Here is a 19,369-nt window from a genome sequence, read left to right as displayed (position 1 = left end):
AGTCGAACAGATTGTCGAATATGGAGGTACGCTGCTTGTATGGCCACGCACCTCCAGGGCTCCCTCTTCGACCAGTCCGACGACCTCCGCCTCGGCCCCCTCGACGGGCTGCGCCGGCGTGAGCTGGGCGCCGGCGCCTGGGTGGATCTGCTGCCCGGGTGGCTCGGCGGGGCCGACGCGCTGTTCACCCGGCTCGCCGAGGAGGTGCCCTGGAAGGCGGAACGGCGGCAGATGTACGAGCAGGTCGTGGACGTACCCCGGCTGCTCGCCTTCTACGGCGCCGAGGACGCCCTCCCGGACCCCGTCCTGGACGAGGCCCGGGAGGCGCTCTCCGCGCACTACGGCTCCGAGCTGGGCGAACCGTTCGTCACGGCGGGGCTGTGCTACTACCGCGACGGCCGGGACAGCGTGGCCTGGCACGGCGACCGGTTCGGGCGGGGCGCCCAGGAGAACACGATGGTGGCCATCCTGTCCGTGGGCGACCCTCGCGATCTGGCGCTGCGCCCTCACGGCGGCGGACCGACCCTGCGCTTCCCGCTCGGCCACGGCGATCTGATCGTGATGGGCGGCTCCTGCCAGCGCACCTGGGACCACGCGATCCCGAAGTCGGCGCGGGCGGTGGGGCCGCGCATCAGCGTCCAGTTCCGGCCCCAGGGCGTGCGCTAGCGGCCCCCCGAGACCTCCGGGAGCCCGCTATTTCCGGCCGGCGAGGGCGCGCGACTGCGACGACCGGGCCAGCTTCGGGCCCAGCCAGCGCTTGAGGCGGCGCAGCGCCTCCAGACGGCCGGCGGCGCGGTCGAGGCGGTAGTAGAGCTGCGGCGGCACGTACGGCAGCAGCGGGGAGTGCCGCTGACCGAGGAGCGCGAACATCTGTTCCGGGGGCAGGTCGATGTACCGGTGGATGTTCTCGTACCACTGGGCGCTGTGGCGGGCCGCGCTCTGCAGTCGCAGCAGCTCGGACTTGCGCCGTCGCTCGTAGGCGGCGAGCGCGGTCGCGGTGTCCGGGTGGTCGCCGAGGGCTTCGGCCAGGCAGATGGCGTCCTCCAGGGCGAGGGTGGTGCCGGCGCCGATGGAGTAGTGCGTGGTGTGGGCGGCGTCGCCGAGCAGGACGAGGTTGCCGTGGTGCCAGGCGCGGTTGGTCAGGGTGCGGAAGGTGAGCCACTGGGCCGTGCCGTCGTCCTGCGCGCGGCCCAGGAGGGGGTGGCCGTCCAGGATCTCGGCGAAGAGCTTCTCCAGCAGGGCCAGGCCGTCCGCCTCGCCCAGGCGGTCCAGGCCCAGGCCGGTCAGCGTCTTCGGGGAGCACTCGATGACACAGGTGCTCTGTTCGTCGCTGAACGGATAGGCGTAGGCCCAGATCCAGCCGTGGTCCGTCTCCTGGAAGGAGAAGGTGAAGGCGTCGTAGACCTTGGTGGTGCCGAGCCAGATGTAGACGTTGCGGCCGAGCGTGATGTCGCTGCCGAAGCGGTCGGCGTACCGCTCGCGCACCGCGCTGTTGACTCCGTCGCCCGCGACGACGAGATCGGCGTCCGGCAGGTCGTCGGCCGCGATCTCGTGCTCGTACTCCACGCGGACACCGAGGGCCCGCGCCCGTTCGGCGAGCAGTTCCAGCATGCGGCGCCGGCCGATGCCGAAGCCGTCGTCGCCGGGCTGGACCGTCGTCCGGTCGCGGACGTACGCCACGCCGCTGTTCCAGTTGACGGAGTTCTCGCTGATGGCGAGGGCCGTCTCGGGGTCCTTCTCACGGAGCTTGTCGAGTAGCTCGGACCAGTAGGTCACGCCCCAGCCGTAGGTCGATCCGGCCGGGTTCCGTTCATGGACGGTGATGTCGTGGGACGGGTCCTGCCGCTTCATCAGGATCGAGAAGTACAGGCTTGCGGGTCCGCCGCCGACGCACGCGATCTTCACGCACACTCCCATTTCGCTGCGCAAAGCGATCAATTGACCACGAAGAGTAGCAGCGCTCGCGCGCCCCGGATTCACGTCACTTTGCCCGCGTGACACCGGCCACTCGATTCACACGACTGCCGCAAGATCATCGGCGCCGCCGCCACCACCGGGCGGAATATCTCCCTCCAGCCCGCCCCCGAGGGCCGCCACAGCAAGATCATCTTTGTTCAACCTTGCACGACATGTACTTAATTGTCCGGATCACAGCCAACCGGATTCCTGGGATTTCTCCGGTTCCGCATCGGATCGATAGGCATGACGAGTCATCAATCCCCCTTTCCCAGGAGGCTTTCGCATGCCCGACATCACCCGCCGTCACGCGCTCGGAGCCGCGGCGGCGCTGGCCGTCACCGTCGGCGCCCCGCTCACCGCCGCCGTCGCCGTCGCGGACGACCACGGCGGCCCTGGAGACCACGGCGGCCACCAGGACCCTCAGGCCTTCGACGAGGTCTACCGGGGCCGCCGGATACAGGGGCACGCCACCGAGGGCGGCGGTCACCATCACGGCGCCGGATACGCCGTGTTCGTCGACGGGGCCGAGCTGCATGTGATGCGGAACGCCGACGGCAGCTGGATCAGCGTCGTCAGCCACTACTCCCCCGTGCCGACCCCGCGCGCCGCCGCCCGCGCCGCGGTCGACGAACTCCAGGGCGCCCGTCTCGTCCCCTTCAACTGATCCGCACACGCACCACAGGTACCACCGCGAGGAGCCGCAGACCCATGACCGTACGCAAGAACCAGGCGACCCTGACCGCCGACGAGAAGCGGCGTTTCACCGACGCGCTGATCGCGCTGAAGCGCTCGGGCCGCTACGACGAGTTCGTCACGACGCACAACGCGTTCATCCTCGGCGACACCGACAACGGCGAACGCACGGGCCACCGTTCGCCGTCCTTCCTGCCCTGGCACCGCAGATTCCTGCTGGAGTTCGAACGGGCCCTGCAGTCCGTGGACCCCGCCGTGGCACTCCCCTACTGGGACTGGACGGCCGACCGCACGGCACGCTCGTCGCTGTGGGCCCCGGACTTCCTCGGCGGCACCGGGCGCAGCCGCGACGGGCGGGTGATGGACGGGCCGTTCGCGGCGTCCACCGGGAACTGGCCGATCAATGTGCGCATCGACGGCCGCACCTATCTGCGGCGGTCCCTCGGGAGCGCGGTACGGCAGTTGCCGACCCGGGCCGAGGTGGACTCCGTGCTCGCGATGTCCACGTACGACATGGCGCCCTGGAACAGCGCCTCGGACGGCTTCCGCAACCATCTGGAGGGCTGGCGGGGCGTGAACCTCCACAACCGGGTGCATGTCTGGGTGGGCGGCCAGATGGGCACCGGGGTCTCCCCCAACGACCCGGTCTTCTGGCTGCACCACGCGTTTGTCGACAGGCTCTGGGCCGACTGGCAGCGCCTGCACCCGGGTTCGGCGTACGTGCCGGGCGCCGGGACGCCGAACGTGGTCGACCTGAACGAGACCATGAAGCCGTGGAACGACACGACCCCGGCGGCCCTCCTGGACCACACCGCGCACTACACGTTCGACGCGGCCTGACCACGTTGATCCACGGAGGACCTGGGTACCCGCCTCGGACGCGCCCGGGGCGACCCGGACGCGATCGACACCCGAACCGATGTCAGGAGGCGACCGATGACCCAGATCGAGGAGTCCATCGAGGTCCAGGTCCCCGTGCGGACCGCCTACGACCAGTGGACACAGTTCGAGACGTTCCCCGAGTTCATGAGCGGGGTCGAGCGGATCGAGCAGCGTTCGGACACGCTCACGCACTGGGTGACCAAGGTGGACGGCGTGCACCGGGAGTTCGACGCGGAGATCACCGAGCAGATCCCGGACGAGCGGGTCGCGTGGACGACCGTCGCCGGTGAGGCCCGGCAGGCCGGCGTGGTCACCTTCCACCACCTCTCCCCCGAGCGCACGAAGGTGATGCTCCAGATGGAGTTCCAGCCCGAGGGCACCGCCGAGAAGGTGGCCGACAAGCTGGGGGTCGTGAAGCGGCAGACCAAGGGCGACCTGGAGCGCTTCAAGAAGTTCATCGAGGAGCGCGGCCGGGCGACCGGGGAGTGGCGCGGCACCGTCCTGTGACGCCCACGCCGTCCCGCGCGGCGGCCGCTACTCGGCGCCGGCCGGCGCCGCCGTACGGCACTCCGGGTGGCCCCAGCCCTGGTCGTTCTTGGCGATGGGCTCACCCGCGGCGTACGGACGGCCGCACAGACAGCGGCCGGGGAACTTCGCCTTGATGGTGCGGGACGAGGACGCGGAGGACGAGCCGGTACGGCCGCCGGGTCGGCCGGACTTCGCGGACTTCTTCGCCGCGCTCCAACGGGACGGGGGCGTATCGGGCGCGGCCGGCGGTTCCGGGGAGCCCAGCTCGGTGCCGGCGGGCTCCTGGACGACGGCCGCCTGGCTCGCCGCGCGGTCGGCGAAGTCGTTGAGCCGGTCGCCGTCGACCTGGTGGGCGGGGACGTAGCGGAACTCCACGGCGCGGCCGGTGAGCAACTCGTCGATACGGACCACGAGTTCCTGGTTGGCGACCGGCTTGCCGGCGGCCGTGCGCCAGCCGTTGCGCTTCCAGCCGGGCAGCCAGGTGGTGACCGCCTTCATCGCGTACTGCGAGTCCATCCGGATCTCGATCGGGACGGCCGGGTCGGTGGCCGCCAACAGCCGCTCCAGCGCGGTGAGTTCGGCGATGTTGTTGGTGGCTCTGCCCAGCGGGCCGGCCTCCCAGCGCGAAGGGATCTCATCGTCCTCGGCGACCACCCAGGCCCAGCCCGCTGGTCCGGGGTTTCCCTTGGACGCTCCGTCACAGGCGGCCACAACACGTTCCGGCATGCGCTCGATCATGCCATGCGCGGGGGCGTGGGACCGTCCACGGGTCCCACGCCCCCGCGCACACCGCCCGGTCCGCTCAGTCGACGTCCGTGAGCGCCGGCATCTCGCCGTGGGTGGTGGTGACGTCGATGACCGAGAACGACGCGCCCTGCGGGTCGCTGAGCGCGGCGAAGCGGCCGAAGGGGGTGTCCATCGGGCCGAAGCGCAGGACACCGCCCAGCTTGGTGGCCCTGGCGACCGCGTCGTCGCAGTCGGAGACGGTGAAGTACACGTTGATGTACGAGGGCACCTCGGGCGGGAAGTCGTCCGTCATCCTCATCCGGCCGAGGAGCGGGCTCTCCCCCCGGTCGAAGACCCGGAAGTCCAGCTCGGGGTCGTCGGGGTGGTCCATCTGCTTGGCCCGGAACGAGAAGACGGCCGGGAAGAACGCGTCCGACTTCTCCGGCTCGCGGGTGAAGATCTCGGCCCAGACGTACGCCCCGGGCACGCCCATCGCCTCGAAGCCCTTGTGGACGCCGGGCTGCCAGACGCCGAAGACGACGCCGTCCGGGGAGCGGCCCAGCAGCATGGAGCCGAACTCGCCGACCCGCATCGGCTCCATCAGCACCTCGCCGCCGTTGTCACGGACCTTCGCGGCGGTGGCGTTCACGTCGGACGAGGCGAAGTACAGGCACCAGGCGGACTGGCCCTCCTGTCCGGGCATCGGCGGGACGACCGCGGCCACCGCCTTGCCGTCGACGTACGCCTGTGTGTAGTTGCCGAACTCGGTGGACGACTCGCCGAACGTCCAGCCCAGTACGTCGCCGTAGAAACTCTTCGCCCCCTCGACGTCGCTGAACATCGCGTCGGCCCAACAGGGTGCTCCCTCGGGATGTGCGGCCATGGCTGCCACTCTCCTCGGTTCGACCGGTGGTTCCCCGGAACGGGTGGTTCTCCCCGGTCTCACGCTAGCCAGGACCGCACCGGGACGCGCGCCGAACGGGACGGACCGCGTGAAACCGGCACGGGATCCGTGGGACGGGACCACGGCCGTGCGCCGTCTGATAATTTCAGCGGCGCTCGCACTCCCGTTCGCCTCGACTCGTGAGGTGCCTCCATGTCCGGCCGACCCTTCCGACGTACGGCGCTGCCGTGCGCCCGGAGCCGGTCGGTGCGCCTGATGCTCGTGGTCTCGCTGGCCCTGACCACGTTCCTGCTGTTCTGCGCGGGCTCGCCGCCCGGTGAGGCTCCCGGGCCACGCCCGCATTCGGTGTCGGCGGGGCCGGCGGCGGAGGGGGCGGCCCCCGCGCGGGCGGCGCGTGCGGAGCGCGACCCCTGTGAGCACAGCCCCGGCGGGCACGACTGCCACGCCTCCGACCCGGCCGCGGTCCTGGGCCATGTGCCGTTGCCCGGCGCCGATCACACCGCCGCGCCCTGGCCGCCGGCGCCCGCTCCGGCCCTGGTCACGCCCGTCGGCTCCCGGGAGCCGGGACGGGCCCGCCCTCCCGATCTCCACGAACTGCAGTTGCTCCGCGTCTAGACCGGCCACCGGCCCGTACGACAGACCCGTACGACAGACCCACCGACGACTCGCAGGACCGCCGTGCCCGTGCGGCGCGGCAGGGAGAAGAAGGACGATCCCCATGGCTTCATCCAAGGCGAAGGCCAACAACAGCGGCTCGAAGGGCAGGAACAACAGCCCGAAGGCCAGGGAGGCGGCGCGGCGCGCCCGCGTCGAGGAGATACGCAAGGCGGAGCAGGCCCGTGAGCGGCGGATGCGGATGCTCACGCTGGGCGTGACCGGTGTGATCCTCGCCGGGCTCGTGGGCGGCGGCTGGTTCCTCATCGACTCCGCCCAGGAGAAGGAGGAGGCGAAGGCCGCGCCGGTCGACGGCGTCAAGAGCTGGTCGAAGCTCACCCAGAACCATGTCTCCGAGCCCGTCGACTACAAGATGAGCCCGCCGGTGGGCGGCGACCACAACCAGGTGTGGGTCAACTGCGACAAGCAGGTGTACACCAAGGCCGTGCCGAACGAGAACGCGGTGCACGCGCTGGAGCACGGCGCCGTCTGGATCACGTACAACGACAAGGCGGCCAAGGCGGACGTCGAGTCGCTGACCGGACTGGTGAACAAGACGACGTACACCTTCATGAGCCCCTACGAGGACCAGTCCTCGCCCATCGTGCTGAGCGCCTGGGAGCACCAGCTGAAGGTGGACAAGGCGTCCGACCCGCGGGTGCGGAAGTTCATCGACAAGTACGTCCAGGGCGAGCAGACGCCGGAGCCGGGTGCCGCGTGCTCCGGCGGCATGACGCCCTGACCTGACCGGGTGGGGGCGTCCGGTCGTTTCCGGTCCGGGCGCCCTCGTGGCCGACACGGGTCTTCCGCCTCGTCCCGGGCTGTGCTTGCCTGGGGAACCGTTTCGATGGCCGGGGCGGGGGTCGCCGTATGCGCAAGCCGTGGATCGTGGGAGTGGCGGGGGCGGTGCTCGCCGCGCTGCTGCTCGGCGCGTGCGGGGATCCGGAGTCCGCGCCCGGGGAGGCACCGCCGTCGGCCGCGGCGCCGGACACGTCACCGACCACCCGTCAGCGGGCCTCCACCGCGTCCCCCGGCACGGAAGCCGACGCCGAGAACGATGCCGATGCCGATGCCGATGCCGATAACGACGCCGATGGGGCCAAGCCGGCGCCGAAGGTGCTCTATCTCGGGGACTCGCTCGCCATGGAGAACCAGGACGTCCTCGGCAAGTTCCTGAAGGACGACCTCGACGCCCGCTACACGAGTGCCCCGTACGGGGGCACCACCCTGTGCGACTACCTGGAGGGCACCGCCGACCGGTCGCTCGTCCCGGCCCAGGACAAGGCGGCGGCGCTGGTGCGACGGCTGAGCCCGGACTACGTGGTACTGCAGTTCTGGGGCAACGCATGGGACTACACGCCCTGCATGGACGGCGTCACCTACGGCAAGGCCCGCGCCGAGTACTTCCGGCGGTACACGGCCGCCGCCGAGCAACTCACCGACCAGATCGCGAACGCGGGCGGTACGCACCGGCCGACGATCGTCTGGGTGCTGCAGGGCCCCGATCCGATGACCCCGGACCGGGTCCGCCGGGTGAACGCCCTGTACGAGAAGCAGGCCAGGGCCTCCGGTGACATGGTCGCCGACGCCGGCCGGGCCGTGAGCCCGGCCGCCGACCGCTACGCCTGGACCCAGTATCTGCCGTGCACCGCGTACGAACGCGAGCACGACGGCTACTGCACCCAGCCCGGACGGGCCCGCACCGCGCTCCACCACGACAAGGACTATCTGCACTTCTGTCTGGCCCCGACGACGTCGAAGCCGAGGCCGTGCCCGGTGCTGTCCCCCGGCATCACACGGATGGCCAGGGCGATCACCCGGGCGATCGCCGACAGGGCCTCCTAGAGAGAGGCCGAGAAGGCGCGTCCAGGAGGCTTCCTAGACCCGCTGCGAGGTGGTGGGCTCATCGTCCCCCGCGTCCGCCGCGTCTCCCGTGCCCGCCGCACCGGCCGCTTCCGCCTCCTGCTGCTTCTTCGACGCCCACAGGCTCGTCACGGTCGTGACAGCGAGGACCAGGACGATGAAGCCGAGGGAGAAGGGGATGGAGATCTCCGGGACGTGGACGCCGGACTCGTGCAGGGCGTGGAGGACGAGTTTGACGCCGATGAAGCCGAGGATGATGGACAGGCCGTAGGAGAGGTGGACGAGCTTCTTGAGGAGGCCGCCGATGAGGAAGTACAGCTGGCGCAGGCCCATCAGGGCGAAGGCGTTGGCGGTGAAGACGATGTACGGGTCCTGGGTGAGGCCGTAGATCGCGGGGATGGAGTCGAGGGCGAACAGGACGTCGGTGGAGCCGATCGCGAGCATCACGACCAGCATCGGCGTCATGACGCGCTTGCCGTTCTCCTCGATCCACAGCTTGGTGCCGTGGTACCGGTCGGCCACCCCGAATCGTTTCTCCACGGCCTTGAGGAGCTTGTTCTCCTCGTACTCCTCCTCGTGGCTGCCCTTGCGGGCGTCCTCGACCAGCTTCCAGGCGGTGTAGATCAGGAACGCGCCGAAGATGTAGAAGACCCAGGCGAAGCTGGCGAGGATCGCCGCGCCGGCGGCGATGAAGATCGCCCGGAGCACCAGGGCCATCAGCACACCGACCATCAGCACGCGTTGCTGGTACTGCGAGGGCACCGAGAACTTCGCCATGATCAGCACGAAGACGAAGAGGTTGTCGACGCTGAGGGACTTCTCGGTGATGAAGCCCGCGAAGAACTCTCCCGCCGGTTTGCCCCCGCCGACGGCCAGCACGACCAGGCCGAAGGCGATGGCCAGGGCGATCCAGACGGCCGACCAGATCCCGGCCTCCTTGATCGACACGTCGTGGGGTTTACGGCCGATGAAGAAGTCGACCCCCACCAGCACGCACAGGGCGACGACGGTGAGCAGCCAGGTGGTCAGGGTGACGTTCAAGGTTCCTCCGGGTAACAGGTGGTGCACAGGAAAGCCTCACCGGCGTCCTTTGCATCCGCTACCCGGACCGGGTAAAGAATGGCCGAAATTCCCGTACGCACCCTGGTGGCGGCCCTGTCGCGGGGACCCTGCCACCAGGGTGAGAAGGGTTGCGGGGCGGCTACTCGCCCGCGTACGCCTTCCGCAGGGCGGCGAGGTCGAACTTGCCCATCGACATGAACGCCTCGGTCGCGCGGGCCACCTTCTGCGGGTCGGAGTCGCTGATCATGTCGACGAGTTCGGCGGGCACGACCTGCCAGGACACTCCGAACCGGTCCTTGAGCCAGCCGCAGGGTCCCGGCTCGCCGCCCTCGGTGAGGCTGTTCCAGTAGTAGTCGATCTCGTCCTGGTCGGCGCAGAGGATCTGGAAGGAAATGGCCTCGGTGAACTTGAACATCGGGCCGCCGTTCAGCGCGACGAACCGCTGCCCGTTCGCCTCGAACTCCACGGTGAGCACGGAGCCGGCCGGCTGGGGCGCGCCCTCGCCGTAGTGGGTGACGCGGCCGAGCCGGGAGTTCTTGAAGACCGAGACGTAGTGGGCTGCCGCCTCCTCCGCCTGGCCGTCGAACCACAGGCAGGTGGTGAATCCGTCGCTGGACATGGGTGCCTCCTCCGGCGGGGTGTGTCGCCCCTGGGTGTGTCGTCATCTGTATCGACCGGCCCCGGTCCGCAAACTCATCGGTGGTGCGGGGACGAGATGCGCCGGGCGGGGGTGGCGGTCGTCGCTCTGCTGTCGGCGAATCTGCCACGGGCAGAGAAATGCCTGGTGAGGGGTGGTTCCCGGGGAGGGTGGAGACAGCGGCCGTCGCGGTCGCGTTCACCCCCAGGGAGGAACCGTGACTCCACTGATCACCGGCCGGGCCCCCGCGCCCGCCCCGCGCGCCGAGGAGGGCGACACCCCGCCGTCCCGTTTCGACGACCATCTCGCCGCGCAGCTCCTCGCGCAGCGGATCGTCCTCCTCGGCACCCAGGTCGACGAGGTCTCCGCGAACCGGGTCTGCGCCCAGTTGCTGGTGCTGTCGGCGGAGGACCCGCGCACCGACATCAGTCTGTACATCAACAGCCCGGGTGGTTCGGTGACGGCGGGTCTCGCCATCTACGACACGATGCGGCTGATCCCGAACGACGTGTCCACGCTGGCGATGGGCTTCGCGGCGAGCATGGGCCAGTTCCTGCTGAGTGTGGGCACGCACGGCAAGCGGTTCGCGCTGCCCAACGCGCGGATCATGATGCACCAGCCGTCGGCGGGCATCGGCGGGACCACCGCCGACATCGAGATCCAGGCGGAGAACCTGGAGTTCACCAAGCGGGCCATCGAACGGATCACCGCGGAGCACACCGGCCAGAGCGAGGAGACGGTCTCCCGGGACGGCGACCGCGACCGCTGGTTCACGGCCGAGCAGGCCAGGGAGTACGGGATGGTCGACCGGGTCGTCGAGTCGCTGGACGACGTACGGCCGGCCGCCTCACGGCGACGGATGGGACTGCAGTGATGGGGACGTACACGATTCCGAACGTGGTCGAGCGGACCGCGCAGGGCGAGCGGTCGTACGACGTGTTCAGCCGGCTGCTGTCCGAGCGGATCGTCTTCCTCGGCACGGAGATCGACGACGGGGTGGCGAACGTCGTCATCGCGCAACTGCTCCATCTGGAGGCGGCGATGCCGGACCGCGAGATCAACGTCTATATCAACTCGCCCGGGGGATCGTTCACTTCGCTGATGGCGATCTACGACACGATGTCGTACGTCCGGGCACCGATCTCGACGCTCTGTGTGGGGCAGGCGGCCTCGACGGCGGCGGTGCTGCTGGCGGGCGGGGATCCCGGGCGGCGGTTCGTGCTGGAGCACGCTCGGGTGCTGCTGGGGCAGCCGGCGAGTGGGGGCCGGCAGGGGACAGTGTCCGATCTCTCCCTCCAGGCCAAGGAGATGGTGCGGATCCGGGCGCAGGTGGAGGGGGTGCTCGCGCGGCACACGGGGCGTGAGGTGGTGGAGCTGCGGGCCGACATGGACCGGGACAAGGTGTTCACGGCGGAGGAGTCGGTGGCGTACGGGCTCGCGGACGAGGTGTTGAGCCGGCGGCCGGTGGGGGTCTGAGGGTCGCCCGCGCCCCGCCAGGGGCGCGGGGAACCGCGCGAGCAACCACATCCGCCCCGCGGTCGCCGGCGAGCGGGACCCCCTCCCCCTGGGGCGAAACCGTCGAGCCCTGTCAGGCCACGAGGCACAGGCCGTTGTAAGAGGCCTTGGGCGTGCTGCGGGTCAGTTCGGTCTGGGCCAGGGACAACAGGTCCCCCAGGCCCAGGCCGAGGGCCTGGGCGGCGGCCGCCAGGACCTCCGAGGAGGCTTCCTTGCGCCCCCGTTCCACCTCGGAGAGGTACGGCATCGAGATGCGGGCCGCGTCGGCGACGTCCTTCAGGGTGCGTTCCTGGGCGAGGCGTTCGCGGCGCAGGACGTCCCCGACGAGGTCGCGCCACAGAGGCTCCTTGGCAGGCGGGCCGGCCGGGCGGGGCGCCACCGGACGCGCCGTCGCCGGGCGGGCCGTCGCCGGGCGCAGAGGGATGACTCGGGCTTCGTTCGACGCTTGTTGGCTCACTTCTTCAGCCTAGGAATTCCGGGCGGGAGGGGAAGGGGGCGGCGTTCCGCCCTCAGGGAAATCCCGGTTCCGTGCGCCGGGGTTCACTGGCCGATGCGTCCGTCGACGCGTTCGCGCAGGAGGTCGGCGTGGCCGTTGTGGCGGGCGTACTCCTCGATGAGGTGGACGAGGACCTCGCGGAGGGCGATGGGCTCGTCGTCGTGGCGGCCGGTGATGCCGAGGTCCGGGGCCCCGGCCACGAACCGCTCGGCGAAGTCGACCTCGGAGCGCCAGGTCGTCCAGGCGTCGGCGACGGCCTCGGGGTCGGCCACGGCGTCGTTGAAGTCCCCGTCGGGGTCGTCGCCGGCGCGGTAGTGGCGCGGCGCGGGCGGCTCGCCCGCCAACGCCTCGCGGAACCAGTACTGTTCCACGCCGGCCAGATGGCGTACGAGTCCGAGCAGCGACATGTTCGACGGCGGCACCGAACGGCGGGCCAGGGCCTCGGCGTCGAGCCCCGCGCACTTCAGCTCCAGGGTCAGCCGCTGGTTGCGGAGATACCCGACCAGCGTGGCCCGCTCCCCCTCGAAGCCTCCTTCGCCGCGCGGGTCTCCTTCGGGGCCGACGAACCGGTCGCCCCATCCGGGCTTGCGCTCCGGCAGGTGCTGTTCGTCGGGCGGCCGTGCCTCAAAACTGTCACTCATGCGGAGGATCATGGGCCGTCGCCGCCCCGGTCCGCCACCACTTTCCGCCCGTCAGCCCTTCCGGCCGGTCCTGGTGGGCATCAACTGCTCGCGCAGCACGGTCAGTTGGTGGGAGGTGTCGACGGCACGGGTCTCGTCCAGGGTGGTCAGGGCGAGGAGCAGGACGTCGGCGACGACGAGGGCGGTGAGGGCCTCCGAGGTGATGCCGGTGGGGGTGTGCGGTGCGGTCAGGACGGCGTCGACGCGATCGCCGAACTCCTCGCCGAGTTCGTCGGTGACGAGGACGACGCGGGCGCCGACCGCGCGGGCGCGTTCGACGAGCACGGTCAGCTCGTGCAGGGCGCGCCCCGGCTGGAAGATCACCACGGCGTCGCCCTGGCGCAGGGCGAGGAGGTGGTCGGCGAGGGCGAAGCCGGTGGCGCCGGAGAAGCGGGAGCGGCGGTCGATCCGTCCGAGCGCCAACGACAGGTGGCGGGCGGCCGGTTCGGAGGCGGCGATGCCGAAGCAGTGGATCTCGACGGCGTCGGCGAGCGCGGTCACGGCGGAGCGCAGGGCGTCCGGCTCGGTCAGCCGCCGGGTCTGGTCGATGCGTTCCCGGGCCTCGTCGATCACATCGGCCCAGATGCCGTCGAGGTCCGGGCCGACATGGGCGATGCGCTGCTTCAGCCGCACCTCGGGGGCCACGGCCGCGGTGAACCCGGCGGCCAGCTCGCGCTTCAGGGCGGGCAGACCGGCGTAGCCCAGGCGCTGGAGGAAAACCGGAGGTAGAGCCTCCTGAAGTCGGCGTGCATTCCCGTGCAACCCTTGCGCACCATCCGCCGTCAAACAGGACGCCGGACAAGGAACGGGCCCTTTCCCAACACCCCCGCGCTGCCCGGCCGTTCTTACTTTCTGGAGCCGTACATGCGCAAGAACCGTTCGGCTACCCTCGCGGCGGCCACCTTTCTTCTCGTCACCGGCGCGGCGATCGCCGCCGCCCCGTCCGCGTACGCGGGGGTGCCCGGCAGCACGTCGTACAACGCCGCCTCGCTCGGGGCGCCCCACGTGGGCGCGCTGTTCGGGTCGGCGATCGACGAGTGAGGCGCACGGCGCGGGTGAGTGGGGGCTGGTCGCACACTCACCCGCGCCCGTGAGCAGGGGCCGTACCGCTTCGGTGTCGGTGACCGGTTCCGGTCAGGATCCCGGGGTGCCGATCGACTCCGGGGCGCTGAGGGACGCCGATTCGGAGGTCGTGGTGTCCTCCGGCGCCGAGTCGACCGTCTCGGGGCTCTCCGGCTCCGCCGGGGGCTCGACGGTCTCCGGCTCCGACGGGGGTGAGGTGGGCGGGGCCACCGAGGACGAGGAGGGACACGGGCTCTCGCTCTCGGCCCTGGTGCCGTTCGGGGACGAGGGGCACGGCTCGGGCTTCTCGGTCGGCGGTTCCTCGGAGAAGGACGTCGACACCGACGGGGAAGGCCGGTCGCTCGGCGGGGCGGTCTTCTTGTCCTTCCCGCCCGTGTCACCGGAGGGGCGGGTGAACCAGTCGTCGTGCTCGGGGTCGTAGAGGACGAACACGTTGATGACCACCGTCGAGCGCTCCACGACCACCACGTTCTGCGGCCGGTACGACGGCCAGGAGTCGCCCTTCGGCTCGGGTGTGGTCTTCAGCGCGACCGGCTGCTTCAGCGGGTTGCCGCAGGCGCAGCGCACCTTGGGCAGGCCCCGGTCGTCGACGAGGACGGCGGTACCGGCCTGGAGGACGGCCTGGTAGCTGGTGGCGGCGCCGTCGCGGTAGCCGTGGTTGGTGACGCGGGTGTCCATGCGCAGTTGCACCGGGGTGAGCGAGCGCAGATAGGCGGGTACGTCGGAGGACCTGACGCCCGCGACGGAGGCGAAGGCGTCGTTCTTGGCGGGGTTCGCCCCGAGCGCCTTGATCTGCTTCTCGACGTCGCAGCTGGCGACGTTCCGCGTACCGCCGTAGAGGCCGGGGGACGCGCCGTCCACGGCCCGCGTCACATTGGCGGGTTCCGATCTGCTCGGGGTCGCTGCGGGGGCCGTGGGCGGGGCGGAACTGTCCGTCGCCGTCGACTCGGTGAACGGGTCGGGGCCGGCCTTGCCGGCGGCCTGGAGGAAGACCTCGCCGTCGGCGGAGCCGCCCGAGTCGTCGGAGCGGGTGAGGACGACGATCAGGACCGCGGCGACGACGGCCGCGGTGACGATGAGGGCGATACGGGGCGCGGACCGCCACCACGGATGGCCGGGGCCACCTGGCCCCTGGCCCGATCCCCCCGAGCCGCCGCCCGACCCACCTCCGCCCGGCCCGCCGGGGCCGCCCGGGCCCGAGGCGCCGCTCGGCGGCTCCGGGGGGATCGGGCCGCTCGGCCGCGTCGGGTCGGGCGGGGTGGGGCTGGGTTGCGACGGCCCGGACAGGGGACCGGAGGGCGGTCCTGTCGGGCGGCCGGAAGACGGTTGATCGGCGCTCACGGGGCTTCTCCCGCCGTAGGGACTCCGCGGCGATTCATGCGTTATATGCCGCTTTCTTCCACAACAGGCCCATTGTGTGCCCTGGTCCCGTGCCTCCCGCAAGCCGAGGAGGGCCGTCCTCCCGGCGCGCGGAGTGCCTCGGCCGTGCTTAGCGTGGCAAGAGTGAGTCCCCACACGCTCCCTCCTCGGCAGGCGCCCGCACCGGAGCGGGCGGTCGCCCGTCACGGCTGGCTCCAGGCCCTCGCGACCGTGCTGGCCGGACTGATCGCGATGATCGTGACGGCGTCCCTCGGGCTGTGGGCGGCGGGTGCGGCGGACCTCCCGGACGGCGCGTTCCCCCGGGTCGTCGCGGCCACCGTCGTGACGGCGGTGGGCGGCACCATCGAGCTCTCCGGCGGCGCCGGCGCCTTCGCCGAGACCCAGGCGGGCCTGACCGTGGTGCCGCTGTCGGTGACCCTCGTCGGCGCGCTGGTGATCGCCGCCGGATTCCTGCGGCCCTTGCGGCACCGGGCGGTGGCGGGGGCGGCCGAACTCGCGGGCTGGGCCGTCCGGGTCGCCGTCCTGTGGCTGGCGGCGCTGATCGGTCTCGCGGTCGCGGCCCGGCAGACCTTCGAGATCCCGCTCGGCGACGTGGGCGACTTCTTCGGCACCTCCGCCGACGTGGGGTTCGAGACGGCCGTGGTCCCGACCCTGTTCTTCGGGCTGCTGTGGCTCGCCGGGGTCCTCGTCCTGGCGCTGCTGGTGTCACGCGGGGCGCCGCTCCCTGCGCGGCTGCTGCGGTTCCAGGAGTCGGTGCGCCCGGCCGCGTACGCGATGGTCGGGCTGCTGCTGGCGTACGTCGGTCTCGGGCTGCTGATCGGGATCGTGGTGGCGCTGACCCGGGGGCACGCCGCCGAGACGGCGGCGGTGATCCTGCTGGGCCTGCCGAACGTACTGTGGCTGACCTTCACGATCGGCCTGGGCGCCACCTGGGACAGCCAGGTCGAGGGGCCGTTCGGGCTGCCGATGCCGAAGATCCTGGACGACGTCGTGCGCGGGCCCGATGTGTCGACGCTGAATCTGGGCTCGCTGGCCGAGTACGACGGCCGGGTGTGGTGGCTGGTGGCCGTGAACGCCCTGCTGCTGCTCGTCGCCGCGTTCGTGATGGCCGCCCGCTCCCCGGCCCGGGTCAGGCTGTGGCAGCACGCCGTGCACATGGCGGCCGCCCTCGTGCTCACCGTCCTGACGATCTGTCTGGTGGCCCGGGTCTCCGCGCACTACGGGCTGTCGGTCATCGGCATCGGTGACCTCGGCGGCGACCTGGGCGGGGAACTGTTCCTGCGGCCCCACCTGTGGTCCGCCCTCGGACTCGCCGTCCTCTGGGGGCTCGTGACCGGGTTCCTGGGCGGGATGCTGGCGAAGGGCGTACGGCGGCGGGGCGCGGTCGACACGGACGACGACCTCGGCCACCGGTAGGGCGACGGCCCCGACCGCCCGGAGGGTGGGACGGACGCCGTACGACGCCCGCCCCACCCCGGTGACCGGACCCGTCAGACCGTCACCGGCTTCGGCTCAGACCGTCACCGGCTTCGGCGTGGGCGCCGCGAGCCGGCCCGTGCGGTGCAGTCCGTACACCGACGCGGCGCAGCCGAGGCCGAGCGCGCACAGCGACAGCCAGGGCAGCGCCGGCAGCCCGGCCTCGCGGGCGGCGTCCAGCGCGACGCCGGTCAGCAGGTTGCCGACGGTGATGCCGACCCCGCAGACGGTGTTGTACAGCCCGTAGTGCGTGGCGACGAGCCGGTCCCCGGAGAGACGGACGATGGTGTCCATCTCGAAGGGGTAGGCGATCATCGTGCCGACGGCCAGGAGCAGCGCGGCCAGCGTCGGCGGAAGAGCCGCCGCCAGCCACAGTCCCGGTCCGGACGCGGGTACGGGCAGGATCGTGGCCAGGAGCAGCGGAACGAACGCGCAGCCCATCACCGCCAGCCCGCGGACCAGTGCCGGCCCGGGTTCGTAGCGGGCCTTGCACCAGGCGGTCACCCTGGTCTGGCCGAGGATCGTGCTCAGCCCGGACACCGCGAAGAGCACCGCGACGGCGGCCGTGCCGAACTCCCCGTCCCCGCCGACGCGTCGTACCTCCAGGGGCAGGGCCAGATAGACCTGGAAGGTGAGGACGTACGAGCCGGTCATGGCGGCGGCGAAGAGCAGGAAGGGCCGGTTGCCGAGGATGCCGCGCCATTGGGCGAGCACGCTCTCCCGGCCCTCGCCCGGCCGTTCCCCGCCGTCCTCGCGGCCCCGGGCGGGCAGGGCGCGGATCTGCACCACCGACAGCACCGCGAAGATGCCCGCGGCGGTGAGGCAGGTGACGCGGAAGTCGACACCGGTGAGGACCATGCCGACCAGCGGGCCGAGCAGTATGCCCGCCTGGTAGAAGACGTTGAACAGGGCGAACGCCTCGACCCTGCGCTCCCCCGCCTCCGCGGCGAGATAGGCGCGTACGGCCGGGTTGAACAGCGCGCCCGCGAGGCCCGTGGCCGCCGAGGCGGCGAGCAGTGCGGGCAGGGAGTCGACGAAGCCGAGTGCCGCGAAACCGACCGTGCGCAGGACACAGCCCGCGACGATCAGCGGCTTGTAGCCGTAGCGGTCGGCGAGGGTGCCGCCGACCACGAACAGGCCCTGCTGGCTGAAGTTCCGCACGCCCAGCACGAGTCCGACGATCCAGCCGGCGAGGCCGAGTGTGCCGGAGAGGTGGGCGGCCAGATAGGGCATCAGCATGTAGAAGCCGAGGTTGATGGTGAACTGGTTGACCATCAGCAGCTGGACGGCACGGTCGTACGAGCGTGCCTGGGCGAGGGTTCCCTTCACTCCCCGGCCTCCTCGCCGCTCGTGGCGCGCGGGGTGAGGGGGTCGACCACGTCGGTGCAGCGGGTCCACCGGGCGACCTCCTTCTCGTCCGCGCGGCCGATCACCTCGGGTTCGGGGGCCGGTGGTCCGGCGAGGAGTCCGTGCCGGGCGCAGTACTCGTCGTCGTACACGGTGTCCAGATAGCGCTGCGGTCCGTCGGGGAAGACCGCCGCGATCCGGGTGTCGGCGGACCCGGTGCGGGCCAGCCAGCTCGCGACGAGGGCGACCGCGCCGACGCTCCAGCCGCCGGTGGCGTAGTGGGACGCGGCCAGCCGGCGGCAGGTCCAGACGGCCTCGTGCGGGGCGACCCAGTGGACCTCGTCGAAGGTGTCGTAGGCGACGTTGCGCGGGTAGATGCTGGAGCCGAGGCCGCGCATCAGCCGGGTACGGGCGGGCTGGCCGAAGATGGTCGAGCCGACCGTGTCGACGCCGACGATCCGGATGTCCGGGTACAGCTGCCGCAGGACCCGGCCCACACCCGCGGAGTGTCCACCGGTGCCCACGCTGCACACGAGCACGTCGATGTGGCCCATCGCGGAGGCGAGTTCGAGGGCGAGCGGGGTGTACGCGGTCGTGTTGTCGGGGTTGTTGTACTGGTCCGGGCACCAGGAGCCGTCGTGGCGGCCGAGGAGTTCGGTGACCCGGTCGCGCCTGGCCTGCTGCCAGCCGCCCGTGGGGTGCGGGTCGGTGACGATGTCGACGTCGGCTCCGTAGACGCCGAGCAGACGGGTCATGGACCGTTCGAGGCCGGGGTCGGTGACCAGGGTGACGGGGTGGCCGTGCACCATGCCGGCCAGCGCGAGGCCGAGGCCGAGGGTGCCGCTGGTGGACTCGATGATCCGGCCGCCGGGCCGCAACTCACCGCGTGCGCGGGCCCGTTCGACCATGTACAGGCCGGGCCGGTCCTTGATGCCGCCGGGATTGAAGCCTTCCAGCTTCGCCCAGAAGCCGTGCCCCGCCGGGGTCAGCGGCTGGGAGACACGCAGAAGGGGCGTGTTGCCGACGAGCGCCGGGAGGGCGGAACGGCCGGGGGTGGGGGCGGGGTCGGTGAAGGGCGTGAGGTCGAGTGGGGTGTGGGGGGTGGCGTCGATCGATCGCATGTCTTCGCTCTCGCTGGGTGTGTCGGTGCGGATGCGTGCACGTGTGCGGCGGCCGTTTCGGGCCGGCGCGGGCGAGAGGTCTAGATCCGCCACCGCGAGGTGCGGACGAGGGCCGAGCGCCCCGTACGGCGGCATCGGCGTCGATGGGGGTGGCGGCGCCTGGGCCGTAGGGGGCCCAGTACCGCCGTGGCGATTCCGGCGAGCGGGGGTGCGGGGTCGGTGGCGGGTGGTGCCTGGTGCGTGCTCTGGGTGGTCGGGGTGCGCGGGACGCCACCGGGCGGGCACTCCTCGGCCGAGTGGTGGCCGTGGGGTCCGTGGGGTCCATGCGGTCCGTGGGGTGTCTCCGCGGGCGCCTGGTCTGCC

The 19,369-nt window shown here is 71.4% G+C and carries 22 protein-coding genes; 11 read left to right on the top strand and 11 right to left on the bottom strand.

The window, feature by feature from the left end; genetic code table 11:
• Positions 1–39 precede the first annotated feature (39 nt).
• Entirely contained in the window at positions 40–666 is a 627-nt protein-coding gene (locus ABT147_RS13020) for an alpha-ketoglutarate-dependent dioxygenase AlkB (RefSeq protein WP_351405038.1), read from the top strand.
• Positions 667–693: 27 nt separating this feature from the next.
• Here the strand turns inward: ABT147_RS13020 and ABT147_RS13015 are convergent, their stop codons facing one another.
• Entirely contained in the window at positions 694–1,905 is a 1,212-nt protein-coding gene (locus ABT147_RS13015; RefSeq protein WP_351405036.1) for an FAD-dependent monooxygenase, read from the bottom strand.
• Positions 1,906–2,242: 337 nt separating this feature from the next.
• Here ABT147_RS13015 and melC1 point away from each other — a divergent pair, with 337 nt between their 5' ends.
• The 3 genes from melC1 to ABT147_RS13000 all read left to right on the top strand — a co-directional run bounded on the left by melC1 (position 2,243) and on the right by ABT147_RS13000 (position 4,041).
• Positions 2,243–2,623: an apotyrosinase chaperone MelC1 gene (gene melC1, locus ABT147_RS13010; RefSeq protein WP_351405034.1), complete on the top strand. Its 381-nt coding sequence runs from the start codon at positions 2,243–2,245 to the stop codon at positions 2,621–2,623.
• Positions 2,624–2,667: 44 nt separating this feature from the next.
• Complete coding sequence (melC2, locus tag ABT147_RS13005; RefSeq protein ID WP_351405032.1) at positions 2,668–3,492, top strand: tyrosinase MelC2; 825 nt, start codon at positions 2,668–2,670, stop codon at positions 3,490–3,492.
• Positions 3,493–3,588: 96 nt separating this feature from the next.
• The gene (locus ABT147_RS13000) at positions 3,589–4,041 is read left to right on the top strand and encodes an SRPBCC family protein (protein ID WP_351405030.1); all 453 of its coding nucleotides are present in this window, start codon (positions 3,589–3,591) and stop codon (positions 4,039–4,041) included.
• Positions 4,042–4,068: 27 nt separating this feature from the next.
• On the opposite strand, the gene ABT147_RS12995 is transcribed toward ABT147_RS13000, so the two are convergent.
• Both ABT147_RS12995 and ABT147_RS12990 read right to left on the bottom strand, forming a co-directional pair.
• Positions 4,069–4,800 (bottom strand): ribonuclease H family protein, encoded by a 732-nt coding sequence (locus tag ABT147_RS12995; RefSeq protein ID WP_351405029.1) that lies wholly within the window; start codon positions 4,798–4,800, stop codon positions 4,069–4,071.
• Positions 4,801–4,864: 64 nt separating this feature from the next.
• A complete protein-coding gene (locus ABT147_RS12990) occupies positions 4,865–5,671 on the bottom strand; it encodes a VOC family protein (protein WP_351405027.1) in 807 nt (268 codons plus the stop codon).
• Positions 5,672–5,884: 213 nt separating this feature from the next.
• Here ABT147_RS12990 and ABT147_RS12985 point away from each other — a divergent pair, with 213 nt between their 5' ends.
• From ABT147_RS12985 to ABT147_RS12975, 3 genes are all read left to right on the top strand, one after another.
• Positions 5,885–6,307: a DUF6153 family protein gene (locus ABT147_RS12985; RefSeq protein WP_351405024.1), complete on the top strand. Its 423-nt coding sequence runs from the start codon at positions 5,885–5,887 to the stop codon at positions 6,305–6,307.
• A 103-nt stretch (positions 6,308–6,410) separates the two neighbouring features.
• Positions 6,411–7,088 (top strand): thioredoxin-like domain-containing protein, encoded by a 678-nt coding sequence (locus tag ABT147_RS12980; RefSeq protein ID WP_351405022.1) that lies wholly within the window; start codon positions 6,411–6,413, stop codon positions 7,086–7,088.
• A gap of 128 nt (positions 7,089–7,216) precedes the next feature.
• Entirely contained in the window at positions 7,217–8,191 is a 975-nt protein-coding gene (locus tag ABT147_RS12975) for an SGNH/GDSL hydrolase family protein (protein ID WP_351405020.1), read from the top strand.
• A gap of 33 nt (positions 8,192–8,224) precedes the next feature.
• Here ABT147_RS12975 and ABT147_RS12970 read toward each other — a convergent pair whose 3' ends face one another.
• Both ABT147_RS12970 and ABT147_RS12965 read right to left on the bottom strand, forming a co-directional pair.
• Positions 8,225–9,250 (bottom strand): TerC family protein, encoded by a 1,026-nt coding sequence (locus ABT147_RS12970; protein ID WP_351405018.1) that lies wholly within the window; start codon positions 9,248–9,250, stop codon positions 8,225–8,227.
• Positions 9,251–9,410: 160 nt separating this feature from the next.
• Complete coding sequence (locus tag ABT147_RS12965; protein WP_351405015.1) at positions 9,411–9,890, bottom strand: VOC family protein; 480 nt, start codon at positions 9,888–9,890, stop codon at positions 9,411–9,413.
• A gap of 235 nt (positions 9,891–10,125) precedes the next feature.
• Between ABT147_RS12965 and ABT147_RS12960 the strand changes: the two genes are divergently transcribed.
• Positions 10,126–10,782, top strand: a complete 657-nt coding sequence (locus tag ABT147_RS12960) for an ATP-dependent Clp protease proteolytic subunit (protein ID WP_351405013.1) — start codon at positions 10,126–10,128, stop codon at positions 10,780–10,782.
• Positions 10,782–11,384 (top strand): ClpP family protease, encoded by a 603-nt coding sequence (locus ABT147_RS12955; RefSeq protein WP_351405011.1) that lies wholly within the window; start codon positions 10,782–10,784, stop codon positions 11,382–11,384. Before ABT147_RS12960 ends, ABT147_RS12955 begins: the two co-directional genes overlap by 1 nt.
• A 112-nt stretch (positions 11,385–11,496) precedes the next feature.
• Here ABT147_RS12955 and ABT147_RS12950 read toward each other — a convergent pair whose 3' ends face one another.
• The 3 genes from ABT147_RS12950 to ABT147_RS12940 all read right to left on the bottom strand — a co-directional run bounded on the left by ABT147_RS12950 (position 11,497) and on the right by ABT147_RS12940 (position 13,361).
• Entirely contained in the window at positions 11,497–11,880 is a 384-nt protein-coding gene (locus ABT147_RS12950) for a helix-turn-helix domain-containing protein (RefSeq protein ID WP_351405009.1), read from the bottom strand.
• Positions 11,881–11,963: 83 nt separating this feature from the next.
• Entirely contained in the window at positions 11,964–12,572 is a 609-nt protein-coding gene (locus ABT147_RS12945; protein WP_351405007.1) for a DinB family protein, read from the bottom strand.
• Positions 12,573–12,611: 39 nt separating this feature from the next.
• Positions 12,612–13,361, bottom strand: coding sequence for a MurR/RpiR family transcriptional regulator (locus tag ABT147_RS12940; protein ID WP_351405005.1), 750 nt, complete (start codon positions 13,359–13,361; stop codon positions 12,612–12,614).
• Between the two features lie 102 nt (positions 13,362–13,463).
• On the opposite strand from ABT147_RS12940, the gene ABT147_RS12935 reads away from it, so the two are divergent.
• Positions 13,464–13,640 (top strand): hypothetical protein, encoded by a 177-nt coding sequence (locus tag ABT147_RS12935; protein WP_351405003.1) that lies wholly within the window; start codon positions 13,464–13,466, stop codon positions 13,638–13,640.
• 93 nt (positions 13,641–13,733) lie between these two features.
• Here the strand turns inward: ABT147_RS12935 and ABT147_RS12930 are convergent, their stop codons facing one another.
• Positions 13,734–15,023 carry a DUF6777 domain-containing protein gene (locus tag ABT147_RS12930; RefSeq protein WP_351405001.1) on the bottom strand — a complete coding sequence of 430 codons (1,290 nt, stop codon included), beginning with the start codon at positions 15,021–15,023 and terminating at the stop codon, positions 13,734–13,736.
• A gap of 162 nt (positions 15,024–15,185) precedes the next feature.
• Here ABT147_RS12930 and ABT147_RS12925 point away from each other — a divergent pair, with 162 nt between their 5' ends.
• On the top strand, positions 15,186–16,478 hold the full coding sequence (locus ABT147_RS12925; RefSeq protein WP_351404999.1) for a streptophobe family protein: 1,293 nt from the start codon (positions 15,186–15,188) through the stop codon (positions 16,476–16,478).
• A gap of 96 nt (positions 16,479–16,574) precedes the next feature.
• Here ABT147_RS12925 and ABT147_RS12920 read toward each other — a convergent pair whose 3' ends face one another.
• Both ABT147_RS12920 and ABT147_RS12915 read right to left on the bottom strand, forming a co-directional pair.
• Positions 16,575–17,867 (bottom strand): MFS transporter, encoded by a 1,293-nt coding sequence (locus tag ABT147_RS12920; RefSeq protein ID WP_351404997.1) that lies wholly within the window; start codon positions 17,865–17,867, stop codon positions 16,575–16,577.
• Positions 17,864–19,006, bottom strand: a complete 1,143-nt coding sequence (locus tag ABT147_RS12915) for a PLP-dependent cysteine synthase family protein (protein WP_351404995.1) — start codon at positions 19,004–19,006, stop codon at positions 17,864–17,866. Before ABT147_RS12915 ends, ABT147_RS12920 begins: the two co-directional genes overlap by 4 nt.
• Positions 19,007–19,369 lie beyond the last annotated feature (363 nt).

The sequence above is a fragment of the Streptomyces sp. NPDC001868 genome, assembly GCF_040297125.1.
Classification (GTDB): Bacteria; Actinomycetota; Actinomycetes; order Streptomycetales; family Streptomycetaceae; genus Streptomyces.
This window is presented reverse-complemented; position numbering and strand designations above follow the sequence as displayed.